Annotated in this window: 13 protein-coding genes; 3 read left to right on the top strand and 10 right to left on the bottom strand. The window is 70.6% G+C overall.

Features of this window, described 5'->3' with window-relative positions:
* Position 1: 1 nt before the first annotated feature.
* From EHO50_RS05435 to EHO50_RS05395, 9 genes are all read right to left on the bottom strand, one after another.
* Positions 2 to 952, bottom strand: a complete 951-nt coding sequence (locus tag EHO50_RS05435; protein WP_128428613.1) for an AAA family ATPase — start codon at positions 950 to 952, stop codon at positions 2 to 4.
* On the bottom strand, positions 949 to 3,141 hold the full coding sequence (locus EHO50_RS05430; protein WP_128428612.1) for a VMAP-C domain-containing protein: 2,193 nt from the start codon (positions 3,139 to 3,141) through the stop codon (positions 949 to 951). Before EHO50_RS05430 ends, EHO50_RS05435 begins: the two co-directional genes overlap by 4 nt.
* 3 nt (positions 3,142 to 3,144) lie before the next feature.
* Positions 3,145 to 3,543, bottom strand: a complete 399-nt coding sequence (locus EHO50_RS05425) for a CU044_2847 family protein (protein ID WP_128428611.1) — start codon at positions 3,541 to 3,543, stop codon at positions 3,145 to 3,147.
* A 97-nt stretch (positions 3,544 to 3,640) separates the two neighbouring features.
* Positions 3,641 to 4,027 carry a DUF937 domain-containing protein gene (locus EHO50_RS05420; protein WP_128428610.1) on the bottom strand — a complete coding sequence of 129 codons (387 nt, stop codon included), beginning with the start codon at positions 4,025 to 4,027 and terminating at the stop codon, positions 3,641 to 3,643.
* A gap of 240 nt (positions 4,028 to 4,267) precedes the next feature.
* Positions 4,268 to 4,657: a D-ribose pyranase gene (gene rbsD, locus EHO50_RS05415; protein ID WP_128428609.1), complete on the bottom strand. Its 390-nt coding sequence runs from the start codon at positions 4,655 to 4,657 to the stop codon at positions 4,268 to 4,270.
* Complete coding sequence (locus tag EHO50_RS05410) at positions 4,654 to 5,556, bottom strand: ribokinase (protein ID WP_128428608.1); 903 nt, start codon at positions 5,554 to 5,556, stop codon at positions 4,654 to 4,656. The genes rbsD and EHO50_RS05410 overlap by 4 nt, the downstream gene beginning before the upstream one ends.
* Positions 5,557 to 5,651: 95 nt before the next feature.
* Positions 5,652 to 7,601: an ABC transporter permease/substrate-binding protein gene (locus EHO50_RS05405; protein WP_128428607.1), complete on the bottom strand. Its 1,950-nt coding sequence runs from the start codon at positions 7,599 to 7,601 to the stop codon at positions 5,652 to 5,654.
* On the bottom strand, positions 7,591 to 9,144 hold the full coding sequence (locus tag EHO50_RS05400; RefSeq protein WP_128428606.1) for a sugar ABC transporter ATP-binding protein: 1,554 nt from the start codon (positions 9,142 to 9,144) through the stop codon (positions 7,591 to 7,593). Before EHO50_RS05400 ends, EHO50_RS05405 begins: the two co-directional genes overlap by 11 nt.
* Positions 9,141 to 10,160 carry a LacI family DNA-binding transcriptional regulator gene (locus tag EHO50_RS05395; RefSeq protein ID WP_128428605.1) on the bottom strand — a complete coding sequence of 340 codons (1,020 nt, stop codon included), beginning with the start codon at positions 10,158 to 10,160 and terminating at the stop codon, positions 9,141 to 9,143. The genes EHO50_RS05400 and EHO50_RS05395 overlap by 4 nt, the downstream gene beginning before the upstream one ends.
* 228 nt (positions 10,161 to 10,388) lie before the next feature.
* Here EHO50_RS05395 and EHO50_RS05390 point away from each other — a divergent pair, with 228 nt between their 5' ends.
* From EHO50_RS05390 to EHO50_RS05380, 3 genes are all read left to right on the top strand, one after another.
* Entirely contained in the window at positions 10,389 to 10,754 is a 366-nt protein-coding gene (locus tag EHO50_RS05390) for a cupin domain-containing protein (RefSeq protein WP_128428604.1), read from the top strand.
* Positions 10,755 to 10,819: 65 nt separating this feature from the next.
* The gene (gene recD2 / locus EHO50_RS05385; protein ID WP_128428603.1) at positions 10,820 to 13,075 is read left to right on the top strand and encodes an SF1B family DNA helicase RecD2; all 2,256 of its coding nucleotides are present in this window, start codon (positions 10,820 to 10,822) and stop codon (positions 13,073 to 13,075) included.
* Between the two features lie 264 nt (positions 13,076 to 13,339).
* Positions 13,340 to 14,629 carry a citrate synthase gene (locus EHO50_RS05380; RefSeq protein ID WP_128428602.1) on the top strand — a complete coding sequence of 430 codons (1,290 nt, stop codon included), beginning with the start codon at positions 13,340 to 13,342 and terminating at the stop codon, positions 14,627 to 14,629.
* Positions 14,630 to 15,308: 679 nt separating this feature from the next.
* Here EHO50_RS05380 and EHO50_RS05375 read toward each other — a convergent pair.
* Complete coding sequence (locus tag EHO50_RS05375; RefSeq protein ID WP_246101053.1) at positions 15,309 to 17,570, bottom strand: heavy metal translocating P-type ATPase; 2,262 nt, start codon at positions 17,568 to 17,570, stop codon at positions 15,309 to 15,311.
* Between the last annotated feature and the right edge of the window lie 73 nt (positions 17,571 to 17,643).

The raw sequence follows: 17,643 nt of genomic DNA, 5'->3' as shown, positions 1-17,643 counted from the left end.
ATCACACCGTCCCCGTCAGCTGGTGGAGCACCGCGTCGAGGAGGCCGTCGGCATCGAGGTCCACGCCGTTCGTGCGCAGGAAGACGGCGTTGAGGAGCTGGTCGGTGGCGAGTTCGCCGGGGGCGCGGCGGCGCAGGAAGGCCTGGAGGAGGTCGTCGACCTCGGGGAGGAGCTCGGGGCCGAGATGGGCGGCGACGATGGCCCGCAGGCGCTCCTCGTCCGGCACCGGCAGGTCCAGGCGGATGCAGCGGCGTAGGAAGGCGGGCGGGAAGTCCCGCTCGCCGTTGCTGGTGATGACGACGATCGGGAACTCGGTGCACTGCACCCGGCCCTGATGCACCGTCACCCAGCCCTGGTGGTCGGCGGTGAGGACGTCGACGTCCGCCATGTCCTCGGGCAGCCGGGCCAGTTCGGGTATCTCGAAGACGCCCTCCTCGAACACCGTCAGCAGGTCGTTGGGCAGGTCGACGTCGCCCTTGTCCATCTCGTCGACCAGCAGCGCACGCGGCGTGGCCTGCGGCGCCAGTGCCGTGCCGAGCGGTCCGAGCCGGATGAAGCTGCCGATGCCGGGCTCCACCTCACCCCGGTCCCGGCTCAGCGTGGTCTCCCGCAGCCGCCCGATCGCGTCGTACTCGTACAGCGCCTCCTTCACGCCGGAGCGGCTGTTGACCGGCCAGCGCAGCAGCTCGCCGAGGCTCAGCTCATGCGCGACGGCTCGCGCCAGCGACGACTTTCCGGTGCCCGCGGGACCTGTCACCAGCAGCGGCCGGCGCAGATGCAGTGCCGCGTTGACGACGTCCGCGTGCTCGTGGGCGATCAGATACGGCAGCGGTGCCTCGGACCCGTCCGAGGTGCGGAAGCGGCGCCAGGGCGGCGCGGGCGGCATGGTGACCGAGCGCGGCACACCGTCTCCGCGGAAGATCCGCCAACTGCCGTTCGTGGAGGTGCTCATGGGTTCTCCTGAGGCTCTGCCAGATGCAGCCGGGGCACCGAACGGTCCGCGTCCGACCAGGCGACGACGGGGCGGCCGGAGAACTGCCGCGGACTGCCCAGGCTCATCGCCCGGTACGCCCGCACACCCTCCGGCAGGGTGTGTACGTGTACGGCGGACAGCCGGGCCACGGCATGCGAGCCCTGCCGCGGTCCGCGGTCCCAGATCACCACGGGCACCCCCATCATCAGACACGTCTGCACGATCTCGGCACGTGAGCGAGGGGGGACGTCGACGCAGACCCGGACGGCGTCCTTGTCCGCCAACAGGGCGCCGTACACCTCGTTCCGGCCTTGGGTGGGGTCGGCGAACGTCAGGGCGGCGTCCGAGTCGAGGCGTCTCCAGCGGTGGCGCCAGTCGGGATGGAAACGCTCGTGCCGGTGCAGGAGTTCCGGGCAGGTGACGACCACGGGGAACTCGGCGCCGAGCACGCCGGGCAGGTCGGGCAGGTCGGCGGGCCCGAGGGCGCCCGGCCCCTCGTCGCAGCCGCCCCCGCCCCACTCGTCGACCGGCAGGTCCAGCCCGTCCCGGTCTACGTGCACCTCCAGGACGGGCCGGCCGCGGTCGGGAGCGGCTCGGTGCAGCGACTCCAGGGCCTTCAGCAGTTCCTGCGCCGCCTGAGCCCCGCTGCGTACCGTCTCGCCGTCCACAGAGGTCTGCCGCGGACCGGTGCCCTCGTCGCACCACACCCGCAGCCGGTAGCGGTCCGCGCCGACCCGCTCCACCTGAGCCGACACCCACGCCGCGGTGGTCAGCTCGCGCTGCGCCCGGGCCCACTCCTCGGCGTCGGTACGGCGCTCCGCGAGGGACGTGCGGGGAATGCCCATCCGGTCGACGACGGCGTCCGTCCACAGCCGCAGGGACGCCTGCGGCCCGAGCGGACACAGCGCGGCGAGGTACTCGATCACCCGGAGCAGTCCCGGTACCCGCAGTCCGTCCGTGTCGGTGCGGCTGTCGCCCGACAGACGCTCCAGGTGGTCGAGGAGCCCCTTGACCGTGTCGCCGCCGGGGAAGGGGGCGGCCAGCGGCAGGGCGGCCCGTACCACCTCGGGCAGCCGGGCCCGCAGCTCCGGGTGCAGGCCGTCCAGCTGGTTCACCAGTCTGTGGTGCTCGCGCGGCGACAGCAGCTTCGGCACCTGGGACATCCGGCCGACGGCGATCAGGTCCGGTACGGCGCCCGGTTCCTGCCGGTGCAGCGCCTCGACGAGCGCGGCCAGCGCCCGGGGTTCGGTCAGCAGCAGGCTCGCGAACTCCTCCGGGGTGGGCGCGGTGAGGCTGCCGCCGGGATGGTCGTAGCCACAGCGCTCCGCCACGGCGCGGGCGTGGTCGCCGCGCAGCGTCGGCGACGGCATGAGGCGGTACAGGAGGTCGACCAGCGGCGACAGCGCCGGGTCGTCCGGATCGGGCTCCGGTGCCTCGAAGAGCTCGGCCGCGCCGGCGGCCCGTAACTCCTCCTCGACGCGCTGCCAGGGGATGCCCCAGCTGCGCCGGGCGATGTGCTGGGAGCTGTACGGCAGCGGCCGTCCGGTCGTCCGCTCGGCGGGCGGCATGACATGGCCCGCCACGAGGCCCACCACGGCGTTGTCCCCGACCGACCACAGCGGACTGCCGCTGTAGGAGGGGCCGATGGCCATGCCGGTGGCGTCGCCGTCCAGGTAGCCGAAGGCCTCGTCGCAGGTCTTGACCCGCACGTCCGCGAAGGTGTGGCTCAACCCGGTGCCGTGCCAGGCGCGCAGTGACTGGCCGACGGTCATCGGCCGCCACTGCGGTGCCGGGACCTGCCGGCTCGGTACGGTCTCCAGCCGCAGGACGGCCAGGTCGCCGAGCCACTCGTGGTCCTCGGTCTCCGACACGCCCGCGGTGCCGTCCCGGCGGCGGGCGGGCACCCAATAGGCGACGCGGGTGTCGTAGCGGACCGTCGTGGCCGGGCCGTGCAGCGCGATGGGGACCTTGTCGTCGGCCGGGTGACGGGGGTCGAACGGGGCCCGGCCCAGCGCGTCATTGACGACGTGGGCGCAGGTCAGCAGCTGGTCCCGGGTGAGCAGGACGCCCGCCCCCACACTCCGTCCGCCGGCGGACTTCAGCACGGAGACCACACAGTGCCGTGGATCGGCGGAGGCCGACCGGTCCGCCCTCACGAACCAGCCCATGCGTCAGTCCGCGGCCGGCGTGGGCTGCGTGGCCGGCGCGGGCTGCCAGGTGGCCGAGACGGTCAGATGGGCCTGCCCGTTGCCCCCGACGATGCCGAGCCTGAGGTCGTGCCCGACCTGCACACCGAAGGTGACGCTCACCTCCTGCGGCGGACGCTCGGAGGCCACCACCGCCTCGTGCACCTCCTGGAGGAACGGTCCGAGCGGCCGCAGTGTGCTGCGCAGCGTGTCGACCGCCATGGAGGCCGCCGTACGACCGCCACGGGACACGGGCACGGTGCTGCCCATGCCGTCCGGGAGGTCGGCGTCCGGTTCCTCGGGGGCGGCCCATCCGTCCCCCGGGGCGAGCTGGAACCGCACGGAAGTCCCGTCGGCGAGGTGGAGTTCGCTGAAGTCCGACACCCTTGCCATTGTGCCGATCACGGGTCGAAAGGAGACCCTGTTCGACGAGATCCGAGGGCCGCTGCTTCTTCGCCTGCTTCTGCGCCTGCCGATTCGCCTACTTCTTCGCCGCCCTCTTGGTGAGCACCGCCAGCACCGCCGGAATCAACGTCTCCACGACCCGTGACACGGCGGCCGGTGACAGGCCCGTCCGCTCGGCGACCGCGTTCGCGACCGACCCGGCCTCCTCCGCCAGCACCCCGGCCATCAGACCGCCGGTGGCGAAGCCGCCCACAGTGGCCACGCCGGTGAGCGGGGCATCGTGCGGGGTCGCCACGGTCTCCGCCTCGCCGGACAGGGCCGACACCGTCGTACACACCATCTGCCGGGCACCTGGTTCGTCGGTGCCCAGGAGCACCGCGATGTCGCCGATCCGGTCGTCGCCGAGCTCGTCGAGCACGTCGTTCTGGAGGGATGCGAGGGGGTTTTCGTCTACCTCTGACATATCTGAACGCTACGTCTGTCCTGATTTCGGGGCATTCTGAAGGTGCCGGGACGCGCCGGAAAAAAAATTCGCTGAGGCCGTACAACCCTTCCCCCACCTTGCGGGTCGTACTTGGCATCAGGACTTCTGGAGGGGGATCTGGGGGGATCGCGGGGGTTCTGATGGGGAGGGAAACCCGAGGGGCTCGGTCGACTGACCGGGCCCCTCGAAACGTTCCTACGGCTTCCTGCGGTCGGCAGGTCAGAAGAAGACCCCGCAGCGCAGCAGCACATTCGCGTACGGCCGTGCCTCGCCGGTCCGTACGACCAGCCGCGCCCCGGCCGACAGCTCCTTGAGCCGCTCGTGCGTGACCAGCTCCAGCTCGGGAAACTCGCCCTCCAGCAGCGCGGCCGCCGCGGGGTTGGCCTCGCGTACCTCCTGCGCCGCCGTCGCGCCCTCCACCGCCAGCTCGGCCAGCAGACCGTCCAGCACCTCGGCGAACGACGGCACCCCGGCCCGGAAGGCCAGGTCGACGACCCGGGGACCGTCGGGTATCGGCATACCGACGTCGCACACCAGGACGCCGTCGCCGTGGCCCAGCTCGGCGAGGGCGCCGGAGAGGTGGCGGTTCAGGATTCCGGCCTTCTTCACGGCGCCTCGACCTCCGCCGCCGTCGGGAACGACTCCTGCGCGCCCTCCTTCGTGACGGCCGCCGCGCCGACCCGGGCCGCGTACGCCGCCGCGTCGGCCAGGGCCGAGCCCGTCCCGAGCTTCCAGGCCAGCGCGGCCGTGAACGCGTCGCCCGCCCCCGTCGTGTCCACCGCGTCCACCTCCACGGACGCAACCCGCGCCACGCCCTCCGCGGAGGCCACCAACGCACCCTCGGCGCCCAGGGTCACGACCACCGAGCGGGGGCCCTTGGCCAGCAGGATCCGCGCCCAGTCCTCGGGGGTCTCGCCGACCGCCGAGTCGCCCAGGATGACCTTCGCCTCGTGCTCGTTCACGATCAGCGGGTCGCAGGCCGCGAGCACCTCGGCGGGCAGCGGGCGGGGCGGGGAGGGGTTGAGGACGAAGCGGCCGCCGTCCGCCAGGCTGCGGACGACCTCGACGACCGTCTCCAGCGGGATCTCCAGCTGGGCCGAGACCACCCGCGAGGCCTGGAAGAGGCTCGCGGCGGCCCCTACGTCCTCGGGCGTGAGCTTCCCGTTGGCCCCCGGCGAGACCACGATGCTGTTGTCCCCGGACGGGTCCACCGTGATCAGCGCGACCCCGGTCGGCGCGCCGCCGACCAGGACGCCCACCGTGTCGACGCCGGCCGCCCGCTGCGAGTCGAGCAGCAGCCGGCCGTACGCGTCGTCGCCGACCCTGGCCAGCAGGGCCGTACGGGCACCGAGCCGGGCGGCCGCGACCGCCTGGTTGGCGCCCTTGCCGCCCGGGTGGACGGCCAGATCGGAGCCGAGCACGGTCTCGCCGGCACCCGGCCGACGCTCGACGCCGATCACCAGGTCGGCGTTGGCCGACCCTACGACCAGGAGGTCGTAGTCGTACATGAGGTTGCTCCCCTGATAGATCCCCGTAGTGAGCTGCCGCCGGGCAGTGACCCGAAGCGGGCGGATCCCACCCAGGACCCGCCCGCCCCTCGGTCTCAGCCCGTGAAGCCGGCCACGTTCTCCTTCGTGACCACCTTCACCGGCACCATCACCGACTTCTCGACCTTGTCGCCCTCGGCGGCCTTCACCGCGTTCTGCACGGCGATCCTGCCGAGCTCCGTCGGCTGCTGCGCCACCGACGCGTACAGCGTGCCCGCTTCGACGGCCTTGAGACCGTCCGCGGTTCCGTCGAAGCCGATGACCTGGACGGACTTGCCGGCCTTGGAGCCCAGCGCCTTGATCGCGCCGAGCGCCATCTCGTCGTTCTCCGCGAAGACGCCGTCGATGTCGGGGTTGGCCTGGAGCAGGTTGGTCATGACGTCCAGGCCCTTGGTGCGGTCCCAGTCGGCGGGCTGCTTGGCGACGACCTCGATGTCCGGGTAGGCCTTCAGGCCCTCGGCGAAGCCGGAGCCGCGTTCACGGCTGGCGGAGGTGCCCGCCTGGCCCTGCAGGATCACGATCTTGCCCTTGCCGCCCAGCTTCTCGGCGAGCGACTTGGCGGCGAGCTTGCCGCCGGTGACGTTGTCGGAGGCGACGAGCGCGGCGGTGGTGGCGTTGTTGACCGACCGGTCGACGGCGACGAGCGGGATGTCCGACTTGTTGACGGCCTTCGCCGCCGGGGTCACCGCGTCGGAGTCCACCGGGTTGACGATGATCGTGCCGAGGCCCTCACTGGTGAAGTTCTGCAGCTGGTTGGCCTGCTGGGAGGCGTCGTTCTGCGCGTCGGTGACGGTCAGGTCCACGCCCAGCTTCTTCGCCTCGGCCTGCGCACCGGCCCGGATCTGCACGAAGAACGGGTTGTTGAGGGTCGACAGCGACAGCCCGATCTTCTGGCTCTTCGCCTCCGACGTGCCGCTGTGCAGGAGGGAGGTGGCCCCGACGACCGCCGCCGCGACCACAGCCGCGAGGAGGTACGTAGCCGCCTGCTTGCCCTTGCCACCTTGAGAGGCGCCCGCGGGAGCCGGAGTCGCTCCCGCCTTGCGCCGCACCGTGTCCAGGAGCACCGCCAGCGCGATGACGACGCCGATGACGACCTGCTGCCAGAACGCGGACACCGACAGGAGGTTGAGGCCGTTGCGCAGCACCGCCAGGATCAGCGCGCCGATCAGCGTGCCGGACGCCTTGCCCGTGCCACCGGCCAGCGAGGCGCCGCCGATGACGACCGCCGCGATGGCGTCGAGCTCGTAGCCCTGCGCGGCCTGCGGCTGCGCGGAGGAGAGGCGGGCGGCGAGCACGATGCCCGCGGCGGCCGCGAACAGCCCGGAGAACGCGTAGATCGCGAGCTTCTGCTTCTTCACCCGCAGACCGGAGAGGCGGGCCGCCTCCTCGTTGCCGCCGATCGCGTACATCGAGCGGCCGATGTACGTCCGCCCCAGCACGAACGCCGTGATCAGACCCATGCCGACCATCACGAGCACCGGCACCGGCAGCCAGCCGCCGAGCGTGTCGCCGAGGTGCGAGACCGAGTCGGGGAACGCGATGGGGGAGCCCTGCGAGATCACCAGGGACAGACCGCGGGCCACCGACAGCATGGCCAGCGTCGCGATGAACGGTGGCAGCTTCCCGTACGAGATCAGGATGCCGTTGACCAGGCCGCACGCTATGCCGGTCGCGACGGCGAGGAGGACGGCGAGGAAGACCGGCATGCCCTCCGAAGTGGCGCTCCAGGCGAGGACCGTGGCCGACAGGGCGGCGACCGAGCCGACCGACAGGTCGATGCCCGCGGAGACGATCACGAAGGTGACGCCGAAGGCGAGGATGGCGGTCACGGCCGCCTGGACGCCGACGTTGAGGAGGTTGTCCGTCGTCATGAAGTCGCCGGACAGCGCCGACATCGCGATGACGAGGACGATCAGCGCGGTCAGCGCGCCGTTGTCGAGGAGGAGGCGGCGAAGCCCCGAGGCGCCACTCGCGCCCGTCGTGCTCTTGAGCGTGTCAGTGGCCACGGGAGGCCTCCGTTCCGGTCTTCTCGGAGTTCTTCTCAGAGTTCTTCTCAGCGGTGGGGTTGCTGACGGCGAGCGCCATCACGGCGTCCTGGGTGGCCTCGGCGGCGGTGAGTTCGCCCGCGATCCGGCCCTGGGCCATCACCAGGACCCGGTCGCTCATACCGAGGACCTCCGGCAGATCGCTGGAGATCATCAGGACGGCGGCGCCCTGAGCGGTGAGTTCGTTGATGAGCTGGTAGATCTCGACCTTGGCGCCGACGTCGATGCCGCGCGTGGGCTCGTCGAGGATCAGCACCTTGGTGTCGGCCAGCAGCCACTTGCCGATGACGACCTTCTGCTGGTTGCCGCCGGAGAGCGTGCGCACATGCTGCCCGAGGCCCGCCATCCGCACGCCCAGCTGCCCCGCGATCCGCGCCGCCGCCGCACGCTGGCCCTTGAGATCGACGAGCCCCGCGCGCGTGGCCGAACGCAGCGTCACCAGGCCGAGGTTCTCCTCGACCGACGCGTCCAGCACGAGGCCCTGGCCCTTGCGGTCCTCGGGGATCAGCCCGATGCCGGCCTCCATGGCGGCGTTCACGTCATGCCGTTTGAGGTCTGTGCCGCCGACCTTCACGGCCCCCTTGTCGTAGGGATCGGCCCCGAACACGGCCCGCACCACCTCGGTACGGCCGGCGCCGACGAGCCCGGCGATGCCGACCACCTCACCGGCGTGCACCTCGAAGTCGACGTCGTGGAATACGCCGTCCCTGGTCAGCCCCTCGACGGTGAGCAACGCGGCGCCGCGGTCGGCCCGTTCACGCGGGTACTGCTGCTCGATGGAGCGCCCCACCATGAGTCGTACGAGCTCGTCCTCGGGCGTGGCGGCCGGGACCTGCCCGACGCTCCTGCCGTCCCGGATGACCGTCACCCGGTCGCCCAGGGCGGCGATCTCCTCCAGGTGATGCGTGATGAAGACGATCCCGACGCCGTCCTCGCGCAGCTTGCGCACGATCGCGAAGAGCTTGTCGACCTCCTCGGAGGTGAGCACGGCGGTCGGCTCGTCCATGATCAGCACGCGCGCGTTCAGGCTGAGCGCCTTCGCGATCTCGACCATCTGCAGGCGGGCGATGCCGAGTTCACGCACACGCGCGCGTGGCGACACGTTCACGCCGACCCGCTTCAGCAGGACCTCGGCGTCGGCGTCCATCTTCTTCCGGTCGATCATCCCGAAGCGGCGCGGCTGGCGCCCCAGGAAGATATTCTCGGCGACCGTCAGATCGGGAACGAGGTTGAACTCCTGGTAGATGGTGGCGATCCCGAGGCGCTCGGAGTCCTGCGCACCGTGGATGCGCGTCTCCTCGCCGCCGACCAGGATCCGCCCGGCGTCGGGCGTGTAGGCGCCGGAGAGCATCTTGATGAGGGTGCTCTTGCCGGCGCCGTTCTCACCGAGCAGCACATGGACCTCGCCCCGGCGCAGATCGAAGTCGACGCCGTCCAGCGCGACCACGCCCGGGAAGGTCTTCCTTATGCCCTCGATGCGCAGCAACTCATCAGGGTTGCTCACGTCGTGCTCCTTTGCACTGGGGTGGGGTTCTCACCGCACGAGCGGCGTACGACGAGACGGGCGGGGAGGGTGACGGACTGGCCGGGCCGGCCCTCGATGCGGTCGACCAGGGCCCGTACGGCGGCCCGGCCCAGCTCGCCCGTCGGCTGGGCGATCGCGGTGATCGGCGGATCGGTGTGCACGAACCACCGGATGTCGTCGAACGCCGCGAGCGCGAGGTCGTCCGGCACGCGCAGCCCACGCGCCCGTACGGCGTCCAGGGCGCCGAGCGCCATCAGGTTGTCGGCCGCGAACACGACCTCGGGCGGCTCGGGCAGGTCGAGGAAGCCCTCGGTGACCCGCCGCCCGCTCTCGGCCTGGAAGTCGCCCTGCCCTATGTAGGCGTCGGGGAGTTCGAGGCCGTACGCCCCGAGCGCCTCCCGGAAGGCCTCCACACGCTCCCGCCCGGTCGTGGTCGCCGCCGGACCCGCGATGATCGCGAGCCGCCGGTGCCCGAGCCCGTGCAGATGCGCCACGAGATCCCGTACGGCGGCCCGCCCGTCCGAGCGCACCACCGGCACGTCCACGCCCGGGATCCACCGGTCCACGAAGACCATCGGCGTCCCCCCGCGCGCGGCGTCCAGCATCAGCGGCGAGCCGCCGTCGGTGGGGGAGACGAGCAGGCCGTCGATACGGCGGTCCAGCAGGTTCCGTACGTGGTGGTCCTGGAGGTCGGGCCGCTCGTCGGCGTTGCCGATGATGACGCTGTAGCCGAGCGCGCGGGCCTCCTCCTCGACGGAGCGGGCCAGTTCGGTGAAGTAGGGGTTCAGCACGTCGCTGATGACCAGGCCGAGGGTGTGGGTCTGGTCGGTGCGCAGGGAGCGGGCGACGGCGTTCGGGCGGTAGCCCAGCGTCTCGACGGCCGCCAGCACGCGCGTGCGTGCCTCGGCGCTGACCGACGGATGGTCGTTCAGGACGCGCGAGACCGTGGCGACGGAGACGCCCGCCTCGGCAGCGACGTCCTTGATGCTCGCCATCGCCGCTCCACCTCCTTGTGGATCGTTCGTGGAGTCGATGGCCGATCCTCGTGGAATCGATTACATCGACTGTGTACGGAGGATTGGAATCGATTACACGGGGGTTAATCAAGCCCTCAACCACATCCCGAGACCGGATCGTGATGTCGCGGCGTACCCCGGGCCGGTCCAGGCTGGAAGTGCACCGGGCGTTTCCTCGAGGCCCGCGCGGGCCGGAGCGGAGGAGTCATGACGGCAGCGACTCGCGACGACGTACCCGTCGCCCTCGCGGGTGACGGCGTGGAGGTGCGCACCAAGCCCATGGGCGGCGGCATGTCCGTCGGCTACATCCGTCTGCCCGAGGGCACGGACATGGGCCCCGCCCTCAAGGGCCTCGACGGCGACGCCTGCCAGTGCCCGCACTGGGGCTACCTGTTGAAGGGCCGGCTGCGGATGCTGACCCCCGACGGCGAGGAGTACTACGAGGCGGGGCAGGCCTACTACTGGGCGCCCGGTCACGTCCCCGTGGCCCTGGAGGACTGCGAGTTCGTGGAGTTCTCGCCGACCGAGGACTTCCAGCAGGTGATCGACCACGTGACGGCGCAGGCGGGGTGACCGGCGGGGCGCCGCCTTGTCCACAGGCCGCCCGCGTTGTCGGACCCGGGCGGTAGCGTCGGATCATGTCCAATCAGGCGGGGAGTTCCACGGGCGAGCGGCGACTGGCGGTGCTCGAAGGCGTCCTGGAGCGGATCACGTACGCCAACGAGGAGAACGGCTACACGGTCGCCCGGGTCGACACCGGACGAGGCGGCGGCGACCTCCTCACGGTCGTCGGCGCGCTGCTCGGCGCCCAGGTCGGCGAGTCGCTGCGGATGGAGGGCCGTTGGGGCTCCCACCCGCAGTACGGCAAGCAGTTCACCGTCGAGAACTACACCACCGTCCTCCCGGCCACCGTCCAGGGCATCCGCCGCTACCTCGGCTCCGGCCTGGTCAAGGGCATCGGCCCGGTCTTCGCCGACCGCATCACCCAGCACTTCGGCCTGGACACCCTGAAGATCATCGAGGAGGAGCCCAAGCGGCTCATCGAGGTCCCCGGCCTCGGCCCGAAGCGGACGAAGAAGATCGCCGACGCCTGGGAGGAGCAGAAGGCGATCAAGGAGGTCATGCTCTTCCTGCAGACGGTCGAGGTCTCGACGTCGATCGCGGTGCGCATCTACAAGAAGTACGGCGACGCCTCGATCTCGGTCGTCAAGAACCAGCCGTACCGGCTGGCGGCCGACGTCTGGGGCATCGGCTTCCTCACCGCCGACAAGATCGCCCAGTCCGTCGGCATCCCGCACGACAGCCCGGAGCGAGTGAAGGCGGGCCTGCAGTACGCCCTGTCACAGGCCACCGACCAGGGCAATTGCTATCTCCCCGAGGAGAAGCTGATCGCCGACGCGGTCAAGCTCCTCCAGGTAGACACCGGGCTAGTCATCGAGTGCCTCGGAGAGCTGGCGCAGGTCCCCGAGGACGGCGGCGACCCGGGTGTCGTACGGGAGAAGGTGCCCGGCCCCGACGGCGACTCGGAGCCCGTGACCGCCGTCTACCTCGTCCCCTTCCACCGGGCCGAACTCTCCCTCGCCGCCCAGCTGTTGCGCCTGCTGCGCACCGACGAGGACCGGATGCCGGGCTTTCGTGACGTGGCCTGGGACAAGGCGCTGGGGTGGCTCAAGGGCCGTACGGGGGTCGACCTCGCCCCCGAGCAGGAGCAGGCCGTCCGCCTCGCGCTCACCGAGAAGGTCGCCGTGCTCACCGGCGGCCCCGGCTGCGGCAAGTCCTTCACCGTGCGCTCGATCGTGGAGCTGGCCCGCGCGAAGAAGGCCAGGGTCGTGCTCGCCGCCCCGACCGGGCGCGCCGCCAAGCGCCTCGCCGAGCTCACCGGCGCCGAGGCCTCCACCGTCCACCGCCTCCTGGAGCTCAAGCCGGGCGGCGACGCGGCGTACGACAGGGACCGCCCGCTCCAGGCCGACCTGGTGGTGGTCGACGAGGCGTCCATGCTGGACCTGCTGCTCGCCAACAAGCTGGTCAAGGCCGTACCGCCGGGCGCCCATCTGCTCTTCGTCGGGGACGTGGACCAGCTGCCGAGCGTCGGCGCGGGGGAGGTGCTCAGGGACCTCCTGGCGGACGGCGGCCCGATCCCCGCCGTACGGCTGACCCGGGTCTTCCGCCAGGCCCAGCAGTCCGGCGTGGTGACCAACGCGCACCGGATCAACGCGGGGCAGCACCCGGTCACGGACGGCATGAAGGACTTCTTCCTCTTCGTCGAGGACGACACGGAGGAGGCCGGACGGCTCACGGTGGACGTGGCGGCCCGTCGCATTCCGGCCAAGTTCGGCCTCGACCCGCGCCGGGACGTCCAGGTCCTGGCCCCCATGCACCGCGGGCCGGCCGGCGCGGGCAACCTGAACGGACTGCTCCAGCAGGCCGTCACCCCCGGGCGCCCCGATGTGCCGGAGAAGCGGTTCGGCGGCCGGGTGTTCCGTGTCGGCGACAAGGTCACCCAGATTCGCAACAATTACGAGAAGGGCAAGAACGGCGTCTTCAACGGCACCGTGGGCGTGGTCACCTCGCTCGACCCGGTCGACCAGCGGCTCACGGTGCTGACGGACGAGGACGAGGAGGTGCCGTACGAATTCGATGAACTGGACGAACTGGCGCATGCGTACGCGGTGACGATCCACCGTTCACAGGGAAGTGAATATCCCGCAGTGGTGATCCCCGTCACCACCGGAGCATGGATGATGCTCCAGCGGAACCTGCTGTATACGGCGGTGACCCGCGCCAAGCAACTGGTCGTCCTCGTGGGTTCACGCAAAGCGATCGGCCAGGCGGTGCGCACGGTGTCGGCGGGACGGCGCTGCACGGCCCTCGACTTCCGGCTCGCGGGCTCCTGACCCCGTTTCCGGCCCGTCGGCGGACCCCCTTCTGACCTGGCGGTTCGTGAGGCATCGAAAAAAATGATCGATCAAACGAGTCGTGAAGGTCACAGAGCACTTCCGGATGGGGAAAACAGGGGGCAGGATGACAAGTTGGCGGCACTCAGTGCCGCCAATAGGCCCAATGGTCGACCCCGAGTGCACTCTCCTGAGCCGAATGGGGGAGGGTAGAGACAGTCAGGGCAACCTCGAAGATGAGGCACAACGTCGGTGAGGGAAGACGTGAGCGACAACTCTGTAGTACTGCGGTACGGCGACGGCGAGTACACCTACCCGGTGATTGACAGCACCGTCGGCGACAAGGGCTTCGACATCGGCAAACTCCGCGCCCAGACCGGTCTGGTGACGCTGGACAGCGGTTACGGCAACACCGCCGCCTACAAATCCGCCGTCACCTACCTCGACGGCGAGGCGGGCATCCTCCGCTACCGCGGCTACCCGATCGAGCAGCTGGCCGAGCGCTCCACCTTCCTGGAGGTGGCCTACCTGCTGATCAACGGTGAGCTGCCGACCGTCGACGAGCTCTCGACCTTCAAGAACGACATCACGCAGCACACCCTGCTGCACGAGGACGTCAAGAACTTCTACAAGGGCTTCCCGCGCGACGCCCACCCGATGGCCATGCTGTCGTCGGTCGTCTCCGCGCTGTCCACGTTCTACCAGGACAGCCACAACCCGTTCGACGAGACGCAGCGCAACCTCTCGACGATCCGTCTGCTCGCCAAGCTTCCGACGATCGCGGCGTACGCGTACAAGAAGTCGATCGGCCACCCCTTCGTCTACCCGCGCAACGACCTCGGCTACGTCGAGAACTTCCTGCGGATGACCTTCTCGGTGCCGGCGCAGGAGTTCGAGCTCGACCCGGTCGTCGTCGCCGCGCTCGACAAGCTGCTGATCCTGCACGCGGACCACGAGCAGAACTGTTCGACGTCGACGGTCCGTCTGGTCGGCTCGTCGCAGGCGAACATGTTCGCGTCGATCTCCGCCGGTATCTCCGCGCTCTGGGGCCCGCTGCACGGCGGCGCCAACCAGTCCGTCCTGGAGATGCTGGAGGGCATCCAGGCCTCCGGCGGTGACGTCGACTCCTTCATCCGCAAGGTGAAGAACAAGGAGGACGGCGTCCGCCTGATGGGCTTCGGCCACCGGGTCTACAAGAACTTCGACCCGCGCGCCAAGATCATCAAGGCCGCCGCGCACGACGTCCTCTCGGCCCTCGGCAAGTCCGACGAGCTGCTGGACATCGCGCTGAAGCTGGAGGAGCACGCGCTCTCCGACGACTACTTCGTCTCGCGCAGCCTCTACCCGAACGTCGACTTCTACACCGGCCTGATCTACCGGGCCATGGGCTTCCCGACCGAGATGTTCACGGTCCTGTTCGCCCTCGGCCGCCTGCCGGGCTGGATCGCCCAGTGGCACGAGATGATCAAGGAGCCGGGCTCCCGCATCGGCCGCCCGCGCCAGATCTACACGGGCGTGGTCGAGCGCGACTTCGTTCCGGTCGAGGCGCGCTGACACCTGCCGGTGAGGGACGCCGGGGTGCCGGTGTCCGTCCCGCTCGGGACTCGCGTCTCGTGACTCGCGTACAGAGCCCTGCGCACGGCTTCGGCCGGGTGTGGGGCTCTTGTGTGTGTGCGGTGCGCAGATGTGCGCGCACGACGGTGCGCGGATAGCAGAAGGCGCCCTGGCGGCGGTCCCCCCACGGGCCGACGTCCAGGGCGCCTTCCCATGTCCCGGTGCGGATTCCCCCCACGGGATCCGGCCGGGCGTCTGAGAGAGCAGCGCCTGAATCGCTGTCTTTCGGTACTGCCGTTGAGCAGAACGGGCAAAACTCGACGTACTCATGTGTGTGCGGTCTGCCGGGACAGCGCACCCTCGGGAGGGCCGCTCAAAGCTTCCCGAAGTGCGTGCCCCGGCAACGCAACTCTGAGGAAGTCCCCCAAGACATCCCCAGATGCCAGTAAGCGCCCCCCAAGACGCTGCCTGACATCGTCAACTTAGACCTTCGAACCCCTTCGATGGTTACGTTCACATCACTGTGATCTGCGTCTCTTGCATATGTCCGTTAGATACGCAAGAGCCCCGATATGGCGATCGGGACCCAAGCGTAAGGATGATGCGTGAGCCTTGTGAAGAGCTTATGTGAGCTGGGCTTCGGACTCCAGAGGGGCCCCGTGGGGTTCTTACTACGAATTCACCGGAACGTCCGCAGCCGCAGGCTGTTCGTCACCACGAATACCGACGAGAAGGCCATCGCGGCCCCCGCGATCATCGGGTTCAACAACCCCGCCGCGGCCAGCGGTAGCGCGGCGACGTTGTACCCGAAGGCCCACACGAGGTTGCCCTTGATGGTGGCCAGCGTCTTCCGGGACAGCCGGATCGCGTCCGCCGCCACCCGCAGATCCCCGCGCACCAGCGTCAGATCGCCCGCCTCGATCGCCGCGTCAGTCCCGGTGCCCATGGCAAGACCCAGATCGGCGGTGGCGAGCGCGGCCGCGTCGTTGACGCCGTCACCGACCATGGCCACGCACCGCCCCTCGCGCTGCAGTCGCCGTACGGCTTCGACCTTGTCCTCGGGCAGGACCTCGGCGATCACCTGATCGATACCGACCGCGGCCGCCACCGCCTCGGCGACCGCCCGGTTGTCCCCGGTCAGCAGCACCGGAGCGAGCCCCAGCGCACGCAGCTCGCGCACCGCCTCGGCGCTGGTGTCCTTCACCGCGTCCGCGACGGCGACGACACCACGTGCCACTCCGTCCCACCCGACCACGACGGCCGTACGACCGCCCCTCTCGGCCTCTTCCTTGGCGCGGGCAACCCCGGTGGGCAGCGCGTCGAAAAGGCGCCCCACGGCCACGTCACGGCCCTCCACGCGTGCGCGTACACCCCGCCCGGGTACGTTCTCGAACTCCGTGACCTCCGGCAGCCGCCCGACCCGTTCCTGCGCGCCCACGGCCACCGCCCGGGCGACGGGATGCTCGGAGGCGTGCTCGACGGCGCCCGCGAGGCGCAGGACCTGTTCCTCGTCCTCGCCCTCGGCGGCGTACACCTTCTGGAGGGTCATACGGCCCGTGGTGACCGTGCCGGTCTTGTCCAGGACGACGGTGTCGACCCGGCGCGTGGACTCCAGTACCTCGGGCCCCTTGATGAGGATGCCGAGCTGCGCCCCGCGTCCCGTGCCGACCATGAGGGCCGTGGGGGTGGCCAGGCCCAGTGCGCACGGGCAGGCGATGATCAGGACCGCGACGGCCGCGGTGAACGCGGCGACCATGTCGCCGGTGACGCCTAGCCAGGCCCCGAAGGTGGCGACCGCGAGGACGATGACCGTCGGCACGAACACCGCGGAGATCCGGTCGGCGAGCCGCTGCACCTCGGCCTTGCCGTTCTGCGCGTCCTCCACCAGCTTCGCCATCCGCGCGAGCCGGGTGTCGGCGCCGATCCGGGTCGCCTCGACGACGAGCCGCCCGCCCGCGTTGATCGTCGCGCCGGTGACCGCGTCCCCGACCGTCACGTCCACCGGCACCGACTCGCCGGTCAGCATGGCGGCGTCCACGGCGGAGGCGCCCTCGACGACGGTGCCGTCGGTGGCGATCTTCTCGCCGGGCCGTACGACGAACCGGTCGCCCACGGCCAGCTGATCCACGGGGATACGGATCTCGCGGCCGTCCCGCAGCACGGACACGTCCTTCGCGCCCAGGTCCATCAGCGCCCGCAGCGCGGCCCCCGCGCGGCGCTTGGCGCGCGCCTCCAGAAAGCGGCCGAGGAGGATGAAGGTGACGACCCCGGACGCCACTTCGAGGTAGATCTGCGAGGCGCCGTCCACGCGCGCGACCGTGAACTCGAAGTCGTCGCGCATGCCGCTCATGCCCGCGTCGCCGAGGAACAGCGCCCACAGCGACCAGCCGAACGCGGCCAGTGTGCCCATCGAGATCAGCGTGTCCATGGTCGCCGCACCGTGCCGGGCGTTGGTGAACGCGGCCCGGTGGAACGGCAGCCCGCCCCAGACGACGACCGGTGCGGCCAGGGTGAGCGCGAGCCACTGCCAGTTGTCGAACTGCAGGGCCGGGATCATCGACAGCAGGACGACGGGGACGGCGAGCAGCGCGGAGACGGTGAGGCGCTGACGGTAGGCGGCCGGTTCGGGGTCTTCCGCGGTCTCCTGGAACTCTTCCTGTGCGGGTTCCGGGGGCGCCGGCTCCTGCGCGGTGTACCCCGTCTTCTCCACCACGGCGATCAGGTCGGCGACCTCGATGTCCGCGGGGTGGCTGACCTTCGCCTTCTCCGTGGCGTAGTTGACCGTGGCGGTCACGCCGTCCATGCGGTTGAGCTTCTTCTCGACGCGGGCCGCGCAGGAGGCGCAGGTCATCCCGCCGATGAGCAGCTCGACTTCGGAGGTGGCGGCGGAGGTGGTGGCGGTGGTGGTGGCGTTGGGCACACCGGAGGTGCCGGCGGTCATGCCGGTTGTGCCGGTGGTCGTGTCGGGCGTCCCGGCTATCGGCGGTTGGTCGGTGGTGCGGGCCATGGCCGGA

It is taken from the genome of Streptomyces cyaneus (genome assembly GCF_004028635.1).
Taxonomy (GTDB): domain Bacteria; phylum Actinomycetota; class Actinomycetes; order Streptomycetales; family Streptomycetaceae; genus Streptomyces; species Streptomyces cyaneus.
The sequence above is the reverse complement of the archived record's forward strand: the minus strand, read 5'-3'. Positions and strand labels throughout refer to the sequence as shown.

Bases quoted from the DNA above. Each gene is read 5' to 3' on its own strand.
- EHO50_RS05395 (WP_128428605.1), bottom strand. From the start codon at position 10,160: ATGGCGAGCATCAAGGACGTCGCTGCCGAGGCGGGCGTCTCCGTCGCC.
- EHO50_RS05375 (WP_246101053.1), bottom strand. From the start codon at position 17,570: ATGACCGCCGGCACCTCCGGTGTGCCCAACGCCACCACCACCGCCACC.
- recD2 (WP_128428603.1), top strand. From the start codon at position 10,820: ATGTCCAATCAGGCGGGGAGTTCCACGGGCGAGCGGCGACTGGCGGTG.
- EHO50_RS05410 (WP_128428608.1), bottom strand. From the start codon at position 5,556: ATGTACGACTACGACCTCCTGGTCGTAGGGTCGGCCAACGCCGACCTG.
- EHO50_RS05390 (WP_128428604.1), top strand. From the start codon at position 10,389: ATGACGGCAGCGACTCGCGACGACGTACCCGTCGCCCTCGCGGGTGAC.
- EHO50_RS05435 (WP_128428613.1), bottom strand. From the start codon at position 952: ATGAGCACCTCCACGAACGGCAGTTGGCGGATCTTCCGCGGAGACGGT.
- EHO50_RS05420 (WP_128428610.1), bottom strand. From the start codon at position 4,027: ATGTCAGAGGTAGACGAAAACCCCCTCGCATCCCTCCAGAACGACGTG.
- EHO50_RS05430 (WP_128428612.1), bottom strand. From the start codon at position 3,141: ATGGGCTGGTTCGTGAGGGCGGACCGGTCGGCCTCCGCCGATCCACGG.